Source organism: Minwuia sp. (assembly GCF_048263705.1).
Lineage (GTDB): Bacteria > Pseudomonadota > Alphaproteobacteria > Minwuiales > Minwuiaceae > Minwuia.
This window is the reverse complement of sequence record NZ_JBLXDV010000004.1, coordinates 1-18,401: the sequence shown is the minus strand read 5'-3', so window position 1 is coordinate 18,401 and position 18,401 is coordinate 1. Positions and strand designations below refer to the sequence as shown.

Here is an 18,401-nt window from a genome sequence, read left to right as displayed (position 1 = left end):
AATTCGGGGACGGCACGATGACCGAACTTCTGCTGGAACTGTTCTCGGAGGAAATCCCCGCGCGCATGCAGGACCGCGCCGCCTCCGATCTGGCAAGGCTGATCGAGGCCGGGTGCAAGGATGCCGGTCTTGCGGTCACTGGCCTGAGCCACCACTCGACACCGCGCCGCCTGACCGTCGTGATCGGGAACCTGCCCGGCGCGACCGAGGACGTGCGCGACGAGCGCAAGGGCCCGAAGGCCGACGCGCCCGACAAGGCCATCGAGGGCTTTCTGCGCTCGACCGGCCTGACCCGCGATCAGCTTGAAGTACGCGAGACGCCGAAGGGCGATGTGCTGTTCGCCGTGATCGAGAAGCCGGGACAGAAGACCGCCGAGGTGCTGCCCGGCATCGTCGAGACGGCGATTGCAAGACTGCCCTGGCCGAAGTCCATGCGCTGGGGCGCGCACGGCGTCCGCTGGGTGCGGCCGCTGCATTCGATCCTGTGCCTGTTCGGCGGCGAGATCCTGCCGGTCAGCTTCGGCCCCGTGAGTGCGGGCAACATCACACGTGGCCACCGCTTCCACGCGCCCGACGCCTTCGCCGTCAGCGATTTCACCGACTATCGGACGAAGCTGCGCGACGCAAAGGTCGTGCTGGACCGGGACGAACGGAAAGACATGATCGCGCAGGGCGCGTCCGCGCTGGCCACCGCGCAGGGCGTGTCGCTGATTGAGGACGGCGGCCTGCTGGACGAGGTGGCCGGGCTGGTCGAATGGCCGGTGCCACTGATGGGCCGCATCGACGACGCCTTCATGGATGTGCCGCCCGAAGTGCTGATCCTGTCGATGCGCACGCACCAGAAATATTTCGCGACCCGGCACGCCGACGGCACGCTGGCCCCGCACTTCGTGACCGTCGCCAATCTGAGCGCCACAGACGGCGGTGCGGCGATCACGGCGGGCAACGAGAAGGTATTGCGCGCGCGCCTGTCCGACGCCCGCTTCTTCTGGGATCAGGACCGCAAGCGGACCCTGGAGAGCCGCATCGACGACCTCGACCCGATCGTGTTCCACGCCGCGATGGGGTCCGTGCGCCGCAAGGCCGAGCGCATCTCGGAACTGTCCACCTGGCTGGCCCCGCATGTCGGTGCCGACAGACAGCAGGCGAAGCGCGCCGGACTGCTGGCCAAGGCCGACCTGACCACGGAAATGGTCGGCGAGTTCCCGGAATTGCAGGGCCTGATGGGCATGTACTACGCCCAGGCCGACGGCGAACACGCGAACATCGCCCGCGCCATCCGCGATCACTACAGCCCCGCCGGGCCGAACGATCCGTGTCCGACCGAGCCGGTCTCGGTTGCCGTGGCACTGGCCGACAAGCTGGACAGTCTGGCCGGGTTCTTCGGCATCGGCGAGAAACCAACGGGTTCGAAAGACCCCTACGCGCTGCGCCGCGCCGCCCTGGGTATCATCCGGCTGGTGCTGGAAAACGATCTCAGGCTGGATCTGGCCGCCGCGATTTCCGAAGCCTATGGCGGGCTGGTCAATGATTTCGCCTCGACCGAAGCGGACAGACAGACGGTCGTGAACGACCTGCTCGATTTCATCGCCGACCGCATGACGGTCAGCCTGCGCGATCAGGGCGTGCGCCACGATCTGGTGAACGCGGTGCTGGCGCTGGGCCGGGACGGCGATCTGGTACGCCTGACACGCCGCGTCGCCGCGCTTCAGACCCTCGCCACATCGGACGACGGACAGAACCTGCTGACGGCCTACCGCCGGGCGGCCAACATCCTGCGGATCGAGGAAAAGAAGGACAAGACGGCCTACGCCGGTCCCGCCGACCGCGATGCCTTCGCCGATGCCGCCGAGAAGGCGCTGGGCACGGCACTGACAGAAGCGGTTGCGCAGGCCGACCGTGCGCTGGAGGCTGAGGATTTCGAGGCGGCCATGTCGGCGATGGCGGGTCTGCGCGGCCCGGTCGATGCCTTCTTCGAGGATGTGACCGTGAACGCCGACGATCCGGGCCTGCGCGAGAACAGGCTGAAACTGCTGGCGGAGATCCGCGAGACCCTGCACCGGGTCGCGGATTTCTCGAAGATCGAGGGATGAACCCATCAGTTCTCACCCGCTCCGGGACTTGATCCCGGAGCCCAGTGCGGCGCTGATTGTGTACAGAGGACGAAGAGTTTCTGCCCGGTTCCGATGCCGGTCTGGGCACCGGGATCAAGTCCCGGTGCAGGCAGGTGTTTCCCGAACGGTATCGGGCGACACATCCGAAAGGATACGAACGACATGACGCAATGGGTCTACAGCTTCGGGGACGGGTCGGCGGAAGGCCGGGCCGACATGAAGAACCTGCTGGGCGGCAAGGGCGCGAACCTGGCCGAGATGTCCAACATCGGCCTGCCGGTGCCGCCGGGATTCACCATCACCACCGAGGTCTGCACCCATTATACCGACCATGAGGGGGCCTTTCCCGACGGGCTGGCCGAACAGGTGAGCGCTGCCATCGCGCGGGTGGGCGAACAGGTCGGCGCGGGATTTGGCGATGCGGACAACCCGCTGCTGGTGTCGGTCCGCTCGGGCGCGCGCGCTTCCATGCCCGGCATGATGGACACGGTGCTGAACCTGGGCCTGAACGATCAGACGGTCGAGGGTCTCGCCGCCAGCGCCGGCGGCGAGCGCCGCTTCGCGCTGGACAGCTATCGCCGCTTCATCCAGATGTACGGCGACGTGGTGCTGGGCGTCGATCACGCCGGGTTCGAGGACCTGATGGAGGGCGTGAAGGAAACCCGCGGCATCTGGCTGGACAACGAACTGACGGTCGACGACCTGGAAAGCATCGTCGACCTGTTCAAGGAAGAGGTCGTCCGCGTCACCGGCAAGCCCTTCCCGCAGGACCCGGAAGAACAGCTCTGGGGTGCGATCCGCGCGGTCTTCGGATCGTGGATGAACGACCGCGCCAGAACCTACCGCCGCCTGAACGACATCCCGACAAGCTGGGGCACCGCCGTCAACGTCCAGGCCATGGTCTTCGGCAACATGGGCGAGAGTTCGGCCACCGGTGTCGCCTTCACGCGCGACCCGTCGACCGGCGAGAACATCTTCTACGGCGAGTATCTGATCAACGCGCAGGGCGAGGATGTGGTCGCCGGCATCCGTACGCCGCAGCTGCTGACGAAGGCCGCCCGGGAACGCTCGGGCGAGACCGACCCGTCGCTGGAAGAGGCGATGCCCGAGGTCTTCGGCCAGCTGGTGCAGGTCTACCAGACGCTGGAGAAGCACTACCGCGACATGCAGGACATCGAGTTCACGGTACAGCGCGGCAAGCTGTGGATGCTGCAGACCCGGTCGGGCAAGCGCACCACCAAGGCCGCCCTGAAGATCGCCGTGGACATGGTGGATGAAGGGCTGATCACCGAACAGGAAGCGGTGATGCGGATCGAACCGTCGGCGCTGGACCAGCTGCTGCATCCGACCCTGGACCCGGAGGCCGGCCGTACCGTCATCGCCAAGGGTCTGCCCGCCAGCCCCGGTGCCGCGTCGGGCCGGATCACCTTCACCGCCGACGAGGCCGAGCGCCTGTCGAAGATGGGCGAGAAGGTCATTCTGGTGCGCGAGGAAACCAGCCCCGAGGACATTCACGGCATGCACGCGGCGGAAGGCATCCTGACCAGCCGCGGCGGCATGACCAGCCACGCCGCCGTGGTCGCGCGCGGCATGGGCCGTCCCTGTGTGTCGGGCGCGGGCCATATCCGCATCGACTACAAGAAGGGCGAGATGTCGGTGCTGGGCGAATCGTTCCATGCGGGCGACGTGCTGACCATCGACGGCGCGACCGGCGAGGTCATGTCCGGCGAGGTCGCCACGATCCAGCCGGAACTGTCGGGCGATTTCTCGAAACTGATGGTCTGGGCCGACGGCATCCGCCGCCTGCGGGTGCGCACCAATGCCGAAACGCCTGCCGATGCGCAGACCGCGCGCGACTTCGGCGCGGAAGGCATCGGCCTGTGCCGCACCGAGCACATGTTCTTCGAGGATGAGCGCATCATCGCCGTGCGCGAGATGATCCTGTCCGACCGGGAATCCGAACGCCGCGCGGCGCTGGCCAAGATCCTGCCGATGCAGCGCCAGGACTTCATCGACCTGTTCCGCATCATGGCCGGCCTGCCGGTGACGATCCGCCTGCTGGATCCGCCGCTGCACGAATTCCTGCCCAAGACGGAAGAGGACATCCGCGCGGTCGCCAGGGCGATGGAGGCCGACCCCGAACGGATGCGCCGCCGCGCCAACGAACTGCACGAGTTCAATCCGATGCTGGGCCATCGCGGCTGCCGTCTGGGCATCTCGTTCCCCGAGATCTACGAGATGCAGGCCCGCGCGATCTTCGAGGCCGTGGCCGAGGTCTCCACCGTCGCCGAACCGGTGATACCGGAGGTGATGATCCCGCTGGCCGCCACCAAGCGCGAGATCGACATCCTGAAGGAACTGATCGACCGCGTGGCCGCGGAAGTGCGCCGGGAAAAGGGTGTGGAGATCGACTATCTGGTCGGCACCATGATCGAGCTGCCGCGCGCGGCCCTCAGGGCGCATGAACTGGCGCAGTCGGCGGCCTTTTTCAGTTTCGGCACCAACGACCTGACGCAGACGACGTTCGGCATCAGCCGCGACGACGCCGCCGCCTTCCTGGACGATTACGTCGAGCAGGGCGTGCTGGAGAAGGATCCCTTCGTCAGTCTGGACGTGGACGGGGTCGGCGAACTGGTGAAGATCGCCGCCGAGCGCGGACGCCGGACCATGCCCGACATCAAGCTGGGCATCTGCGGCGAACATGGCGGCGACCCGGCCTCGATCCACTTCTGCGAAAGCGTCGGGCTGGACTATGTGTCCTGTTCGCCCTTCCGGGTGCCCATTGCGCGGCTGGCCGCGGCCCAGGCCGCGATCTCGGAAACCAAGCCCGAAAGCGAGGCGTAGAGCGTTTTCGATTTCGTGGAATCAGCATCAGATCGAAATAACGCAACGCGCCCAGGTGGTTGCCATTCCTGAAACCGGCCTGAATGGTTCCATTCAGACTGTTTCCGCCCTGAGCGGGCACACGAACCGCCACTCCTGCTGAAGCGCCGGGGCGGCTGCTCTCGGTCCCGGGTCGAACCGCGCCGATGGAAAATCCCGGTTCCCGCTTGCGCCGCTGCCCGATCTGACGGTTATCATGCCGCCATGAGCAGGTTTCTTCTCCTGTTGTGCCTCATCGTCCTCGCTGGCCCCGCGCTGGCGGATACGCTGCGCCACGACGGTCGTGACCGGGACTATCTGATCGAGAGACCGCCGGGGCTGGCCCTGCCCGCGCCGACGGTGTTCGTGCTGCACGGCGGCGGTGGCACCGCCGAACGGACCCGACGGACGACGGCCTTTCACGCCAGCGGGGCGCGTGCAGGATATGTGACGGTCTATCCGCAGGGCATCGGCAATCAGTGGAACGACGCGCGCGAAGCAGCAGCCATCCGCCGGAAGCAGGGCGGCGAGGTGATCGACGATGTCGGGTTCCTGACGGCTCTGGCGCAGCAACTGGTGCAGGCGGGCATTGCGGATGCAAGACGGATATATGCCACCGGGGCATCGAACGGCGGCATGATGACCTTCCGGCTGGCCTGCGAGGCCGCCGGTGTGTTTGCCGCCTTCGCGCCTGTCATCGCCAACCTGCCCGAGAAGGCCGAACGGACCTGCCGGCCGGCAAGGCCGGTCCCGCTGATGCTGCTGAACGGCACGGCGGACGAACTGATCCTGTGGGACGGCGGTGCCGTGGCACCCATGTTTCCCGCAGATCGGGGCACGACCCTGTCGACCGACCGCACGCTCGCGGTCTTCCGCGCCCTGAACGGTTGCGCCGGACCGGCAATGCCCGGTCCCGAACGTGACCTCGGCGGTGGCATCCGCCTGACCGTGACGGGATCAGAGGGCTGCCGCGACGGCACGAATGTCATCCTCTACCGCTTCGACGGCATGGGGCATCGCTGGCCGGAAACCGCGAACTCGCGCCTGCCGGGCCGGTTCGGCGACCTGCTCGGACCCGCGCCCGCCAACTACCCGGCCAGCCGCGAGATCCGGGCCTTCTTCGCCCGCCACCCGATGCCGGAGTGAGAGCGGGTAGCGCATAGTGCGCCGCATGGAAATTTAGGCCATTCCGATATCGGATTGAGGGAGCCAGACACGCTGCGTGTCACCCCCGCCTCCGTGCGGGGGCAAGGAGCGCTCAGGCGGACGCGGCGTTGCAGCAAGGCCCCCGGATAAACCGGGGGTGACAGTCCGGGAGGCGGCGATTCAGTCAAACCCGGGACCGGATCAGCGCAGCGGCCGGTTCGAGCCCCGGTGGTGTGCGTGGCAGATGGCGGTGGCGAGCGCGTCGGCGGCGTGTTCGTTGGACAGTTTCGCACCCGGCAGCAGCGTGCGGACCATCATGTGGATCTGTTCCTTCGCGGCATGACCCGTACCGACGACGGCCTTCTTGATGGCGTTGGGTGCATATTCGGTCACAGGCAGATCGTTCAGCGAGGCCACCAGCAGTGACACGCCCCGTGCCTGGCCCAGTTTCAGCGTCGAGACCGGGTTCTTGTTCACGAAGGTTTCCTCGACCGCGGCGATGTCGGGCCGCCATTCGGCGATCACCTCCTGCAGGCCGTCGTGCAACTGACGCAGCCGTTCGGCCAGCGACGTCTTCGGATCGGACGTCACCGATCCGTCGGCGATCCAGATCAGGCGGTTGCCTTCCGAATCCAGGATGCCCCAGCCGGTGTGGCGCAACCCCGGGTCCAGACCGATCAGCCGGGTGCGGGCGCTGCTCAAACCGTCACTCCGCCAGCTTCGCCATGACCTCGTCGGAGACCTCGAAGTTGGCGTGCACCTTCTGCACGTCGTCATTGTCGTCCAGCACGTCCACCAGCTTCAGCAGCGTGGCGGCCTTGTCCTCGTCGACTTCGGTGGTGTTCTGGGGCCGCCAGACCAGACCGGCCTCGCGCGCCTCGCCGAAGGCTTCTTCCAGCGCATCGCGCACGTCGTTGAAGGCCTCGATGGCACAGATCACCTCGTGGCCGTTCTCGCTGCTGATCACATCGTCGGCGCCGGCCTCGACCGCGGCCTCGAACATGGCCTCGGCATCGGCGGCGTCCGCCGGATATTCCACCACGCCCACATGATCGAACATGAAGGACACGGAATTGGTCTCGCCCAGCGAGCCGCCGTGTTTCGAGAAGGCCGACCGCACTTCGGACGCCGTGCGGTTGCGGTTGTCGGTCAGCGCCTCCACGATCAGCGCCACCCCGCCGGGGCCGTAGCCCTCGTAGCGGATGTTCTCGAACACTTCCGCCGCGCCCTCGCCCGTCGCCCGCTTGATGGCGCGGTTGATGTTGTCGTTGGGCATGTTCTCCTTGCGGCCCGCGATGATGGCCGCGCGCAGGCGCGGATTGGCCGCCGGATCGTCGCCGCCTTCCTTCACCGACACGGTGATTTCCCGCGCCAGCTTGGTGAACAGCTTGGCGCGCTTCGCGTCCTGCGCGCCCTTGCGGTACATGATGTTCTTGAATTGTGAATGGCCGGCCATGCGCCCGCTCCTCTGCCGCAGATAGGAATTGAACGTGTCTTAGCAGAAATTGACGGCGCGCGGTCAAGGCCGCGCCGAAAACGGCACAGCCGCCTGCCGAACCGACTGCGTCGTCAGTTCGCGCGTTCCAGCATGGCGCGCAGCAGGACGTTGCCGCCGGCGTGGATCCATTCGGGTTTGGCGTCCTCGACCTCATTGTGGCTGATGCCGTCGATGCAGGGGATGAAGATCATGGACGTCGGCGCGACGCGGGCGATGTTGCAGGCGTCGTGACCGGCACCGGAAACGATCCTGCGTGACGAGAAGCTCAGGTCGTCGGCGGCTTTCTGCACGGATGCGACGCAGGCCTCGTCGAAGGGCAGGGGCTCCAGGTCCATGATCTGTTTCAGTTCAATCTCGACCTGGCTGCGCTCGGCGATCTCGGCGACCGCGCCGCGCATGGTCTGATCCATGGTGGCAAGCTGCGTCGGGTCGGGATGGCGGAAATCGATGGTCATGAAGACATGGCCGGGAATGACGTTGCGGCTGTTGGGATGCACGTTCAGCATGCCGACCGTGGCACAGCCGTCGGGCGCGTGCGCCAGCCCCACCTGATTGACCAGTTCGACCACCCGCGCCGCCGCCAGCAGGGCGTCCTTGCGCACCGGCATCGGTGTCGGTCCGGCGTGGCTTTCCTGGCCCTGGATGTCCAGTTCGTACCATTTCTGGCCCTGTGCGCCGGTCACCACGCCGATGGTGATATCTTCGTTCTCCAGGATCGGCCCCTGCTCGATATGGGTCTCGAAGAAGGCCTTGATCTCGCGGTTGCCGACCTCGTCCGGCCCCGCATAGCCGATGCGCTCCAGTTCCTCGCCGATGGTCTTGCCGTCCGCGTCGGCGCAGGCGAGGCCGTAGTCCAGATCGTAGACGCCCGCGAACACGGCGGACGAGATCATGGACGGCGCAAAGCGGCTGCCTTCCTCGTTGGTCCAGACCGCCACCTCGATCGGGTGTTCGGTCTCGATGTTCATGTCGTTCAGGCTGCGCACGACCTCCAGCCCGGCCAGCACGCCATAGACCCCGTCGAAGCGCCCGCCGGTCGGCTGGGTGTCCAGGTGGCTGCCGGTCATCACCGGCGGCAGGTCGTCGTTGCGGCCCGGACGGCGGGCGAAGATGTTGCCCATCTTGTCCACCCGGATCGTGCAGCCGGCCTCCTCACACCAGCGCACGAACAGGTCGCGGCCCTCGCGGTCCAGATCGGTCAGCGCCAGTCGGCAATTGCCGCCCTTTTCGGTTGCGCCGATCTTCGCCATCTCCATCAGGCTGTCCCACAGGCGGTCGCCGTTGATGGTCAGATTGTGGCCTTCGGTCATGTCGGTCGCTCCTGCTGCGGTGTGCCGGATGGGGCTGTGTCGGTCAGTGTCCATACCATCCCCCGCCATTGACGCCCAACTGGGCAGCGGGATCAAGTCCCGCTGCGCGTGGTGGTTTGTTGAGACGTCATCGCCCACTCTCCCGCGTTCCGGGATCCCCGGTCAGGCCGGGGACAGGCTCGATCCCGGAACCCAGCGGGTGGTCAAACCTGTCACGGTTCAGGCCGATGCAGGCGCTGCACCGGGTTTGCTGACGCGGCTGTACACCGCGCGGGCCGCTTGCTGTAGTGTGCCCGCCATGCCTGCGCGCGATGCCTTTCTGGCCGTCCTGGCCGCGCTGATCTGGGGCGCGACGTTTCCCTTTTCGGCGCTGGCGCTGGAGGAGACGCCGCCGCTGTTCTTCACCTTCCTGCGGTTTCTGGCGGCCGGTGTCTTCATCCTGACGGTTCCGAAACCGGCGATGCCGTGGCGCCACATCGTGACGCTCGGTGTCCTGCTCGGCGCGGGGCAGTACGGGTTGATGTTCTTCGCCATGTCCGGCGGCTTCCCGGCGGGGCTGGCCTCGCTGCTGATCCATACGCAGGCCTTCTTCACCGTGATCATGGCGGTGGTCTTCTTCCGCGAGACGCCCGGCCCGCGCCATGCGATCGCCGGGGCGGTGGCGCTGGCCGGGCTGCTGCTTCTGGCATCGGCGCAGTCGGAAACCGGGACCGCAGGCGGGCTTGCGCTGATTCTGTTCGGTGCGCTGTGCGCTGCGGGGGGCAACATGATCCTGAAATCCCTCGGCGGGGCGAACCCGCTGCATGTCGCGGTCTGGATGAGCGCGGCCGCGGCCGTTCCGCTGCTCGCCCTCTCGCTGCTGCTGGAGACCGCGAACCCGGTGTCGGCGACCCTGGGCGCCATGACCTGGAAGACCGCCGTCGCGGTGCTGTATTCGGCGCTGCTGGCGACGGTGCTGGTCTACACCATCTGGGGGCGGCTGCTGGTGCAGCACAGCGCAGCCATCGTCGCCCCGTTCTTCCTGCTGGTGCCGGTGTTCGGCATCTCGCTGTCCTGGCTGTTTCTGGGCGAGACCCTCTCCCGCTTGCAGGCCGTCGGCTGCCTGCTGATCTTCGCCGGTCTGGCGGCCGTCCTCTGGCCGGTGAGAACCGGTCGCGCCTGAAACAGCGCCTGACGGATTCAGGCGCAGGTTCCTGCCGTGTCCGGGCCTATCGTTTCCGCACCATTCCCTGTGAGGTGCCGATCATGGACAGCGGATTCTCAAGTGCCCGGCTTTCCGACGATCTGACCGGGCGGCTGCGTCGCGTGGCGGCGCGCGACAATGTCACCGCCGCCCTGCCCAACGAGGCTTACGTGGATCCGGCCTTCCACCGGGCCGAACAGGATGCCGTCTGGCGCAGGCACTGGATCGCTATCGGCTTCGAGGGCGACGTGCCGCGCAAGGGATCGACCATGCCGGTGGACATCGCCGGGCTGCCGCTGCTGCTGGTGCGCGGGCGCGACGACAGGGTGCGCGTGTTCCACAACATCTGCCGCCATCGCGGCATGAAGCTGGTGACCGAACCGGGGCGTACGGGATCGGTGATCCGCTGTCCCTATCACGCCTGGTGCTACAAGCTGGACGGGGCGCTGGACCGCACGCCCCACGTCGGCGGTGTGGGCGTGAACGAACATGAAGCCGTCCACCCCGGTGAACTGGGCCTGGTCGAAGTGCGCGCCGCCAGCTGGTACGGCGTGGTCTTCGCCGACCTGTCGGGCGAGGCGCCGGACGTGTCGGTTGCCTTCGACGAACTGGAAGCGCGCTGGCGGGAATTCGACGATGCCGCCTTCTTTGCGGGCGGCGCGGACTCGACGTTCGAACTGACGGTGAACTGCAACTGGAAGCTGGCCGTCGAGAACTATCTGGAGAGTTATCACCTGCCGTCGATCCATCCCGGCCTGAACAGCTATTCCCGGATCGAGGATCACGAACTTGTTGCCGGCGACAACGGCAACGCCGGGCAGGTCAGCCTGGTCTATCAGGCCGGTCTGGACCCCGAGGGCCGCGGTTTCCCGAAGGTGCCGGGCCTGTCGGACTACTGGTCGACGCGGGCGGAATATATCGCGGTCTATCCGAACCTGCTCTACGCCATCCATGCCGACCACTGGTACGGCATCCTGCTGATCCCCCAGAGCCAGGAAAAGACGCTGGAACGCGTGCGGATCGGCTATTTCACCGAAGAGGCGGCGACCGGCGGCGCATGGGCCGACCTGCGCCGCGCCAATGCGGCGCTCTGGCGGGGCGTGTTCGAGGAGGACATCAATCCGGTCGAGCGCATGCAGGCGGGGCGGCACTCGCCCGCGTTCGACGGCGGCGTGCTGACGCCCGTCCTGGAAACCACGACCCGCGATTTCCACGCCTGGATGGCGGAGAAGATGCTGGCCGGCTGATCGGTCAGGGCCGGAGGCAGCGAGGCGCTGCCGCCCGGATCAACCGCTCGGTCCGGCCGCTCAGTTCTGCGGGTTCAGTTCGATGCCGTTCTCGCGGAACAGGGTTTCCAGTTCCCCGGATTCGGCCATCTCGCGGACGATGTCACATCCGCCGACGAATTCGCCCTTCACGTAGAGCTGCGGGATGGTCGGCCAGTCGGAATATTCCTTGATGCCCTGACGGATGTCAGCGTCTTCCAGCACGTTGGCCGAGCCGAACTTGACGCCGTAATAGCTGAGAATCTGGACGGTGGCCGCCGAGAAGCCGCACTGCGGAAAGACCGGCGTGCCCTTCATGAACAGCATGACGTCATTGGACTTCACTTCCGCGTCGATGCGGTCCTGGGTGTTCTGATCCATCTGGGTACTCCGTGAACGAGATGTGTGGGCGTCAGGCCGGGGCCGACGTCTGAAGGGCCAGAGCATGCAGCTCTCCTCCCATACGGCCGCGCAGGGCCTTGTAAACCATCTGGTGCTGCTGCACCCGTGACTTGCCCGCGAATGCGGACGAGATGACATGGGCCGAGTAATGGTCGCCGTCGCCCGCCAGATCGGTGATGGTCACCTGCGCGTCCGGCAGGGCCTCGCGGATCATGGTCTCGATGTCGCTTGCGTCCATGGCCATGTCTCAGTCTCCCTTCAAACCGCCGCCCTGGCGGCAGCATCTGCCATATAGTCCGGCAACGTGCCCTCATGTGTGGCCGTCAGGTCGGCGACGGATATGGTGAACAGGTCTTTCACTGTCAACTCGGCACCGCCCGTCGTCCCGATGATCCGCGCCGGCACGCCCGCGTCGGCCGCGCGCGCCAGGATCGCATCGGCATCGGCGACGGCGATACAATAGCGCGCCTGGTCCTCGCCGAACAGGATGGCGTGGTCGTCGGCATCCGCCTCGGGCAGCGTGACTGCCGCGCCGATGCCGCCGGCGATGCACATGTCCGACAGCGCCAGCGCCAGGCCGCCGTCGGACAGATCATGGCAGGCACCGACGAGCCCGTCGTCGATCAGCCCGCGCACGAAATCACCGTTGCGCCGCTCGACCGTCAGATCGACCGGCGGCGGCGGACCTTCCCGGCGCCCCAGCACGTCGCGCAGATAGAGGCTCTGGCCCAGGTGGCCCTGCGTGTCGCCGATCAGGACGAGCGACAGGTCTGCGGCGGGGATGGCCAGCTTCACCATCTTCGCGGAGTCGGTCAGCAGGCCCACGCCGCCGATGGCCGGTGTCGGCAGGATGCCCGTGCCGTTGGTCTCGTTGTACAGCGAGACATTGCCCGACACGACCGGATAGTCGAGCGTCAGACAGGCCTCGCGCATGCCCTCGATGCAGCCCGCGAACTGGCCCATGATCTCGGGCCGTTCGGGATTGCCGAAGTTCATGCAGTCGGTGATCGCCAGCGGCGTTGCGCCGACGGCGGTGATGTTGCGCCAGGTCTCGGCGACCGCCTGCTTGCCGCCCTCGACCGGATCGGCGAAGCAGTAGCGCGGATTGACGTCGGTCGAGATCGCCAGCGCCTTGCTCGTACCGTGCACGCGGACGACGGCGGCGTCTCCGCCCGGCTTCTGGATCGTGTCGGCCATGACCGAGTAATCGTACTGTTCGAAGATCCAGCGGCGGCTGGCACTGTCGAACCCGCCGACCATCTTCAGCACCGCATCGCCATAGTCGTTGGGTGCGGGCGCGCTGACCGGGTCCAGGGCTGCCGGCTTTTCCGTGGCGACCCAGGGGCGCTCATACGAGGGCGCGTCATCGACCAGCGGGCGCACCGGGATGTCGCCCACGATCTCGCCCCCTTTCTTCAGGGTGAAGCGGCCCGTATCGGTCAGCGTGCCGACGACGGCGAACTCGACGCCCCACTTGTCGAAGATGGCGCGGGCCTCGTCCTCGCGGCCCGGCTTCAGCACCATCAGCATGCGTTCCTGGCTCTCGGACAGCATGATCTCATAGGCGCTCATGTTGGTCTCGCGCTGCGGGACGGCGTCCAGATCCAGTTCCAGTCCGACACCGCCCTTGTCGGCCATTTCGACCGACGAGCAGGTCAGCCCCGCTGCGCCCATGTCCTGAATGGCGACGATGGCGTCGGTCGCCATCAGTTCCAGACAGGCTTCCAGCAGCAGCTTCTCGGTGAAGGGGTCGCCGACCTGCACGGTCGGGCGTTTCTCCTCGGACTGGTCGTCGAATTCGGCGGAGGCCATGGTGGCGCCGTGGATGCCGTCGCGGCCGGTGCGGCTGCCGACATAGACCACCGGATTGCCGATCCCGGCGGCGGCGGAATAGAAGATCCTGTCGGTCTTCGCGGTGCCGACGCACATGGCGTTGACCAGGATGTTGCCGTCGTAGGCCGGATCGAAGTTCACCTCGCCGCCGACCGTCGGCACGCCCATGCAGTTGCCATAGCCGCCGATGCCCGCGACCACGCCGCTGATCAGCCGGCGCGTCTTCGGATGGTCCGGGCTGCCGAAGCGCAGCGCATTCATGTTCGCCACCGGTCGCGCGCCCATCGTGAAGATGTCGCGCATGATGCCGCCGACGCCGGTCGCCGCCCCCTGATAGGGTTCGATGAAGCTGGGGTGGTTGTGGCTTTCCATCTTGAAGATGGCCGCGTCGCCGTCGCCGATGTCGATGATGCCTGCGTTCTCGCCCGGGCCGCAGATGACCCACGGGGCCTCGGTCGGCAGGGTCTTCAGCCAGACCTTGGACGATTTGTAGGAACAGTGTTCGGACCACATCACCGAAAAGATACCCAGTTCCGTGATGTTGGGCGCGCGGCCCATGGCGTTCAGCACGCGGTCGTATTCTTCCGGCGTCAACCCGTGTTCGGCGACGATCTCCGGCGTGATCTCGATCTCAGGTTCGGTGCCGCTCATGCCAGCGCCTCCATCGCGGACCGGAACATGGCCCGTCCGTCCGTGCCGCCCAGCCGTTCGTCGCACACGCGCTCGGGGTGGGGCATCATGCCGACCACCCGCCCGTTCGCGGATGCGATGCCGGCGATGTCACGGGCCGATCCGTTGGGATTGTCGTTCTCGGCGTACCGGAAAACGATGCGCCCCTCGCCCTCCAGCCGGTCCAGCGTCGCGTCGTCGGCGAAATAGTTGCCGTCGTGGTGCGCGACCGGGATCGTGACGGGCTGGCCCGCGTCATAGCCGCCGGTGAAAGCGGTGTCCGTGCTGGCGACCGTCATCCCGACCGGACGGCAGACAAACCTGCCGGAGGCGTTGTTCATCAGCACGCCGGGCAGCATCCCGCTCTCGCAGGCGATCTGGAAACCGTTGCAGATGGCCAGCACCGCCCCGCCGCGCTCGGCATGGGCAACGACGGCCTTCATGATCGGGCTCAGTGCGCTGATCGCGCCGCAGCGCAGATAGTCGCCGAAGGAGAAGCCGCCGGGCAGCACGACAAGATCGTGTTTGCCCAGCTCGCTGTCGCCATGCCAGACCATCGTGGGTTCCCTGCCGGTGATCTGCCGAAGCGCCACCTGCACGTCCCGGTCGCAATTGGAGCCGGGGAAAACGATCACCGCCGATTTCATGACGATCAGCCCAGGATCTCGATCGAGTAGTTCTCGATCACCGTGTTGGCGAGCAGTTTCTCGCACATCACCTTCAGGTCGGCTTCCGCCCGCGACCGGTCGGTCTCGTCCAGCTCGACCTCGAACAGCTTGCCCTGCCGGACGGACTGGACACGGTCATGTCCAAGACTGTTCAGGGCGGTGTTCACCGCCTTGCCCTGCGGGTCCAGAACGCCGTTCTTCAGCGTCACGAATATGCGCGCCTGCATCGTCGCGGCCACTCCCTGATCGTTGGATGTCTAGTGGACCAGCTTCGGTCCGGTGAATTCGGTCGTGTTCTCGGACAGCACGCCCAGCCGCCGCGCGACCTCGCGATAGCCCTCCTCGACGCCGCCCATGTCGCGGCGGAAGCGGTCCTTGTCCATCTTCTCGTTCGTGTTCAGATCCCAAAGGCGGCACGAATCCGGGCTGATCTCGTCGGCCAGGATGATGCGCATGACGTCATTGTCCCAGACGCGTCCGAACTCGATCTTGAAGTCCACCAGCCGGATGCCGATCCCGTTGAACAGCCCGCACAGATAGTCGTTGATGCGCACGGTCTGCTGCACGATGTCGTCCAGTTCCGGGGGCGTGGCCCAGCCGAACGCGGTGATGTGTTCCTCGGTCACCAGCGGATCGCCCAGTTCGTCGTTCTTGTAGCAGAACTCGATGATCGAGCGCGGCAGGGGCGTGCCCTCTTCCATGTTGAAGCGCTTGGCGAAGCTGCCGGCGGCCAGATTGCGCACGATGACTTCCAGCGGCACGATCTCGGCCTGCCGGACCAGCTGTTCGCGCATGTTCAGCCGCTTGATGAAGTGGGTCTGCACGCCGATCTGGTTCAGGCGCGTCATCAGCACTTCGCTGATGCGGTTGTTCAGCACGCCCTTGCCGGTGATCGTGCCTTTCTTCTGGTTGTTGAAGGCCGTGGCATCGTCCTTGAAGTACTGGACGACGGTGCCGGGCTCGGGGCCTTCGTAGATGATCTTCGCCTTGCCTTCGTAAAGCTGTCTGCGGCGGGCCATGGCACCTGTCTCTCGCTGGGCGCCATCGCGGGCGCAGGGGGTGGGGCAGCCAGTGTCTGATTTGTATGATCTGGCGGAGCGGCGGAACATACAGAACAGGCACCACAAAGACAATGCGGCCCGCGGCGCGCGCCCATGTGTCGCGAATGCCCCGCCGACCGGTGAACAGCGATTGCCTGTGCCGCCGGGTAAGGGTAAAGAAAGCGCTGTATTTTCTGGCGCTGCCCATGGGGCGGCCGCCGCAACCATGACGGAGTTTCCGATGTCCGGTTTTGACGATCGAAAGAAGGCAGCTGAATCGAAGTTCGCCCTGGATGGCGAGAAGGAATTCAAGGCCCAGGCGCGGCGCAACAAGCTGCTGGGACTCTGGCTTGCCGAACAGATCGGCCTGACGGGGGACGATGCCGACGCCTACGCCAGACAGGTGGTCGCGTCCGATTTCGAGGAGCCCGGTGACGAAGATGTGTTCCGCAAGGTCTGGGCGGACGTGCAGGCCAACAAGCTGGACCTGTCCGAGCACCGCGTGCGCCGCCAGATGCAGGAACTGCTGGAGCAGGCCCGGGCACAGATCGCGCAGGAGTAGTTTCGACTGCCGTGAAGTTCGTCACAGCCGTGTGTGTGGCGGATATGTTTGTGTGATGCAATTGCTACAGTGTTGCGAATCGCAGTCGCGAACTGTTGGCGTTTGCTTGTGAATTGGCTTAAGCGTGGCGTATATTTTGTTGAAATAGGGGTGAAATCCCGTTTGCCGGGGGGCTGACGGGGTCGATCCGGGTGGATCTGACGGGGTAGAGGGTTATGATTTTTCGCTCGACGAAAGGCGGCTGGCGTTCTGCCATTGCCGCTGCTGCGGTGGCTCTGCTGGCACCTGCCGTGACGGGGGCAGAGCCCATGGACAGTGCGGTTCAGGCTCTGGTCGACGATCATCCGCAAATTCAGGCGGCGCGCCGGGCGCTGGAAGCTGCGAACCAGAACCTGCGCCGCGAGACCGCGCCGCTGCTGCCGCAGGTCAGCGTGACCGCCGCCGCCGGCTATGAGCACACCGATTCGCTCGCCACGCGGCAGGCCGGGCTGGAGAACGAGCAGCTTTTCGCGACCAATGCCACGCTGGAGGTGCGCCAGAACCTGTTCAACGGTTTCTCCACCTATGCCGGCCGCGACAGTGCCCGTGCGCTGATCCGCGCGTCGGACAACACGCTGGCCGCCGTCAGCCAGAACATCGTGCTCGAAGGCGTGACCGCCTACATGAACGTGCTGCGCAACCGCGAGCTGGTGCGCCTGAACAAGGGCAATGTCCACGCGATTTCCGAACAGCTTGAGCTGGAGGACGAGCGCGTCGAGCGCGGCTCGGGCATCAGCGTCGATGTGCTGCTGGCCAAGTCGCGGCTGCAGATCGCCAAGGAGCAGAGTCTCGCCTTCCAGGGCGCGCTGAAGGATTCCTACTCGACCTACCAGCAGGTGTTCGGCGTGCCGCCGACGCCGGACGACATGGTCGCGCTGGCACCCACGCCGGACATGCTGCCCGCCACCAAGGAAGAGGCGGCACGGCAGCTGGAGGGCGACAATCCGATTATCAAGATCGCCTTCGCCCAGGCCGACTCCGCCAAGGACGAGCGCCGCCGCGCCCTGTCGGGCTACTACCCGACGGTCGATCTGGTCGGCACCGCCAACGTCGAGAACAATCTGGCGGGTGTCGAGGACGTGCGTCAGGACTATTCCATCAAGCTGGAACTGACCTGGCAGCTGTTCGACGGGCTGCTGACGCCGGCGAATGCGGCGGAAGCGGGCGCGCGATATCAGGAAGCGGTGCAGAACGGACGCGACGTGACCAGAAAAACCATCGAACTGATGGAACTGTCCTGGCACGAAATGGAAGTTGCGCGGGAACGTGCTGAACTCTTGCGTAACGCGATGAATATCGCGGGTGAGGTATTTGGGTCCCGCATTGAGCTGCGAGAAGCCGGAAAAGAGACGGCCATCAATGTTTTGGATGCTGAAAATGAGCTTTATTCAGCATGCATTAACTTCGTGAATGCCTTTTATGACTCACAAGTGGCCGCGTTTAGAGTTTTGAACACACTGGGTCGGTTGGATGCGGGCACTGTTGCCCAGTCGGAACCGGTCCAGCAGTCGGCAGTCGTAGGTCAGTGCGGTTTCTCGGATGCGGGGGACGGGGAATACCGCAGGTCGAACTGACCCATATGTCTGCCGGCGCTTAGGGAGTGCCGGAACATGACGAGGGATCAATTACCGCCGCGTCTGTCTGACGGGTTTGGTCAGCAGGAATTTGCTGCTGTTCTGGACGCGTCGGGCGTTGACAGTCTTGTGGTTGACGGGATTGGCGGGAACGGTGCGTTTTTGCTGACGGCGGACTACGTCCGTTCGGGCCCGGACCTTGTTCTGGTGGGACCGAACGGCGAGAAGGTCCTGAT

Annotated in this window: 17 protein-coding genes; 8 read left to right on the top strand and 9 right to left on the bottom strand. The window is 65.9% G+C overall.

Annotated features, from left to right (window positions below; all coding sequences use genetic code 11):
• The first annotated feature begins 17 nt into the window (after window positions 1–17).
• The 3 genes from glyS to ACN0X7_RS07200 all read left to right on the top strand — a co-directional run bounded on the left by glyS (window position 18) and on the right by ACN0X7_RS07200 (window position 6,122).
• Entirely contained in the window at window positions 18–2,093 is a 2,076-nt protein-coding gene (gene glyS / locus ACN0X7_RS07210) for a glycine--tRNA ligase subunit beta (protein ID WP_417515624.1), read from the top strand.
• Between the two features lie 183 nt (window positions 2,094–2,276).
• The gene (ppdK, locus tag ACN0X7_RS07205) at window positions 2,277–4,958 is read left to right on the top strand and encodes a pyruvate, phosphate dikinase (protein WP_417515622.1); all 2,682 of its coding nucleotides are present in this window, start codon (window positions 2,277–2,279) and stop codon (window positions 4,956–4,958) included.
• 243 nt (window positions 4,959–5,201) lie between these two features.
• The gene (locus tag ACN0X7_RS07200) at window positions 5,202–6,122 is read left to right on the top strand and encodes an alpha/beta hydrolase family esterase (protein ID WP_417515620.1); all 921 of its coding nucleotides are present in this window, start codon (window positions 5,202–5,204) and stop codon (window positions 6,120–6,122) included.
• Window positions 6,123–6,323: 201 nt separating this feature from the next.
• Here ACN0X7_RS07200 and ruvC read toward each other — a convergent pair whose 3' ends face one another.
• The 3 genes from ruvC to ACN0X7_RS07185 form a co-directional block, all read right to left on the bottom strand.
• Window positions 6,324–6,824, bottom strand: coding sequence for a crossover junction endodeoxyribonuclease RuvC (gene ruvC, locus ACN0X7_RS07195; protein ID WP_417515618.1), 501 nt, complete (start codon window positions 6,822–6,824; stop codon window positions 6,324–6,326).
• A 4-nt stretch (window positions 6,825–6,828) separates the two neighbouring features.
• Window positions 6,829–7,578 carry a YebC/PmpR family DNA-binding transcriptional regulator gene (locus tag ACN0X7_RS07190; protein ID WP_417515616.1) on the bottom strand — a complete coding sequence of 250 codons (750 nt, stop codon included), beginning with the start codon at window positions 7,576–7,578 and terminating at the stop codon, window positions 6,829–6,831.
• A 113-nt stretch (window positions 7,579–7,691) separates the two neighbouring features.
• A complete protein-coding gene (locus tag ACN0X7_RS07185) occupies window positions 7,692–8,930 on the bottom strand; it encodes a Zn-dependent hydrolase (protein WP_417515614.1) in 1,239 nt (412 codons plus the stop codon).
• 298 nt (window positions 8,931–9,228) lie between these two features.
• On the opposite strand from ACN0X7_RS07185, the gene ACN0X7_RS07180 reads away from it, so the two are divergent.
• Window positions 9,229–10,092 (top strand): EamA family transporter, encoded by an 864-nt coding sequence (locus tag ACN0X7_RS07180; RefSeq protein ID WP_417515612.1) that lies wholly within the window; start codon window positions 9,229–9,231, stop codon window positions 10,090–10,092.
• Between the two features lie 83 nt (window positions 10,093–10,175).
• Window positions 10,176–11,360 carry an aromatic ring-hydroxylating oxygenase subunit alpha gene (locus tag ACN0X7_RS07175; protein ID WP_417515610.1) on the top strand — a complete coding sequence of 395 codons (1,185 nt, stop codon included), beginning with the start codon at window positions 10,176–10,178 and terminating at the stop codon, window positions 11,358–11,360.
• A 60-nt stretch (window positions 11,361–11,420) separates the two neighbouring features.
• Here ACN0X7_RS07175 and grxD read toward each other — a convergent pair whose 3' ends face one another.
• From grxD to purC, 6 genes are read right to left on the bottom strand one after another with little or no spacing between them, the layout of a single operon-like run.
• Window positions 11,421–11,759, bottom strand: coding sequence for a Grx4 family monothiol glutaredoxin (gene grxD / locus ACN0X7_RS07170; RefSeq protein WP_417515608.1), 339 nt, complete (start codon window positions 11,757–11,759; stop codon window positions 11,421–11,423).
• A 31-nt stretch (window positions 11,760–11,790) separates the two neighbouring features.
• Window positions 11,791–12,024: a BolA family protein gene (locus ACN0X7_RS07165; protein ID WP_417515606.1), complete on the bottom strand. Its 234-nt coding sequence runs from the start codon at window positions 12,022–12,024 to the stop codon at window positions 11,791–11,793.
• A gap of 14 nt (window positions 12,025–12,038) precedes the next feature.
• Window positions 12,039–14,264 (bottom strand): phosphoribosylformylglycinamidine synthase subunit PurL, encoded by a 2,226-nt coding sequence (purL, locus tag ACN0X7_RS07160; RefSeq protein ID WP_417515604.1) that lies wholly within the window; start codon window positions 14,262–14,264, stop codon window positions 12,039–12,041.
• Window positions 14,261–14,929, bottom strand: coding sequence for a phosphoribosylformylglycinamidine synthase subunit PurQ (purQ, locus tag ACN0X7_RS07155; RefSeq protein WP_417515602.1), 669 nt, complete (start codon window positions 14,927–14,929; stop codon window positions 14,261–14,263). The genes purL and purQ overlap by 4 nt, the downstream gene beginning before the upstream one ends.
• Window positions 14,930–14,934: 5 nt before the next feature.
• Complete coding sequence (gene purS / locus ACN0X7_RS07150) at window positions 14,935–15,177, bottom strand: phosphoribosylformylglycinamidine synthase subunit PurS (protein WP_417515600.1); 243 nt, start codon at window positions 15,175–15,177, stop codon at window positions 14,935–14,937.
• A 30-nt stretch (window positions 15,178–15,207) separates the two neighbouring features.
• Window positions 15,208–15,969 (bottom strand): phosphoribosylaminoimidazolesuccinocarboxamide synthase, encoded by a 762-nt coding sequence (purC, locus tag ACN0X7_RS07145; RefSeq protein ID WP_417515598.1) that lies wholly within the window; start codon window positions 15,967–15,969, stop codon window positions 15,208–15,210.
• Window positions 15,970–16,231: 262 nt separating this feature from the next.
• On the opposite strand from purC, the gene ACN0X7_RS07140 reads away from it, so the two are divergent.
• From ACN0X7_RS07140 to ACN0X7_RS07130, 3 genes are all read left to right on the top strand, one after another.
• On the top strand, window positions 16,232–16,552 hold the full coding sequence (locus tag ACN0X7_RS07140; protein ID WP_417515596.1) for a DUF1476 domain-containing protein: 321 nt from the start codon (window positions 16,232–16,234) through the stop codon (window positions 16,550–16,552).
• A 215-nt stretch (window positions 16,553–16,767) separates the two neighbouring features.
• The gene (locus ACN0X7_RS07135) at window positions 16,768–18,165 is read left to right on the top strand and encodes a TolC family protein (RefSeq protein ID WP_417515594.1); all 1,398 of its coding nucleotides are present in this window, start codon (window positions 16,768–16,770) and stop codon (window positions 18,163–18,165) included.
• Window positions 18,166–18,201: 36 nt separating this feature from the next.
• A partial coding sequence (locus tag ACN0X7_RS07130) for a hypothetical protein (protein ID WP_417515592.1) occupies window positions 18,202–18,401 on the top strand: 200 nt, incomplete at its 3' end.

What these genes read in the sequence shown, in the direction of transcription:
- ACN0X7_RS07165 (WP_417515606.1), bottom strand. Translation starts at nt 12,024, where the DNA reads ATGGCCATGGACGCAAGCGACATCGAGACCATGATCCGCGAGGCCCTG.
- ACN0X7_RS07200 (WP_417515620.1), top strand. Translation starts at nt 5,202, where the DNA reads ATGAGCAGGTTTCTTCTCCTGTTGTGCCTCATCGTCCTCGCTGGCCCC.
- glyS (WP_417515624.1), top strand. Translation starts at nt 18, where the DNA reads ATGACCGAACTTCTGCTGGAACTGTTCTCGGAGGAAATCCCCGCGCGC.
- ACN0X7_RS07140 (WP_417515596.1), top strand. Translation starts at nt 16,232, where the DNA reads ATGTCCGGTTTTGACGATCGAAAGAAGGCAGCTGAATCGAAGTTCGCC.
- ppdK (WP_417515622.1), top strand. Translation starts at nt 2,277, where the DNA reads ATGACGCAATGGGTCTACAGCTTCGGGGACGGGTCGGCGGAAGGCCGG.
- purQ (WP_417515602.1), bottom strand. Translation starts at nt 14,929, where the DNA reads ATGAAATCGGCGGTGATCGTTTTCCCCGGCTCCAATTGCGACCGGGAC.
- grxD (WP_417515608.1), bottom strand. Translation starts at nt 11,759, where the DNA reads ATGGATCAGAACACCCAGGACCGCATCGACGCGGAAGTGAAGTCCAAT.
- ACN0X7_RS07185 (WP_417515614.1), bottom strand. Translation starts at nt 8,930, where the DNA reads ATGACCGAAGGCCACAATCTGACCATCAACGGCGACCGCCTGTGGGAC.
- ACN0X7_RS07180 (WP_417515612.1), top strand. Translation starts at nt 9,229, where the DNA reads ATGCCTGCGCGCGATGCCTTTCTGGCCGTCCTGGCCGCGCTGATCTGG.
- purC (WP_417515598.1), bottom strand. Translation starts at nt 15,969, where the DNA reads ATGGCCCGCCGCAGACAGCTTTACGAAGGCAAGGCGAAGATCATCTAC.
- purS (WP_417515600.1), bottom strand. Translation starts at nt 15,177, where the DNA reads ATGCAGGCGCGCATATTCGTGACGCTGAAGAACGGCGTTCTGGACCCG.
- purL (WP_417515604.1), bottom strand. Translation starts at nt 14,264, where the DNA reads ATGAGCGGCACCGAACCTGAGATCGAGATCACGCCGGAGATCGTCGCC.
- ACN0X7_RS07190 (WP_417515616.1), bottom strand. Translation starts at nt 7,578, where the DNA reads ATGGCCGGCCATTCACAATTCAAGAACATCATGTACCGCAAGGGCGCG.
- ACN0X7_RS07135 (WP_417515594.1), top strand. Translation starts at nt 16,768, where the DNA reads ATGATTTTTCGCTCGACGAAAGGCGGCTGGCGTTCTGCCATTGCCGCT.
- ACN0X7_RS07175 (WP_417515610.1), top strand. Translation starts at nt 10,176, where the DNA reads ATGGACAGCGGATTCTCAAGTGCCCGGCTTTCCGACGATCTGACCGGG.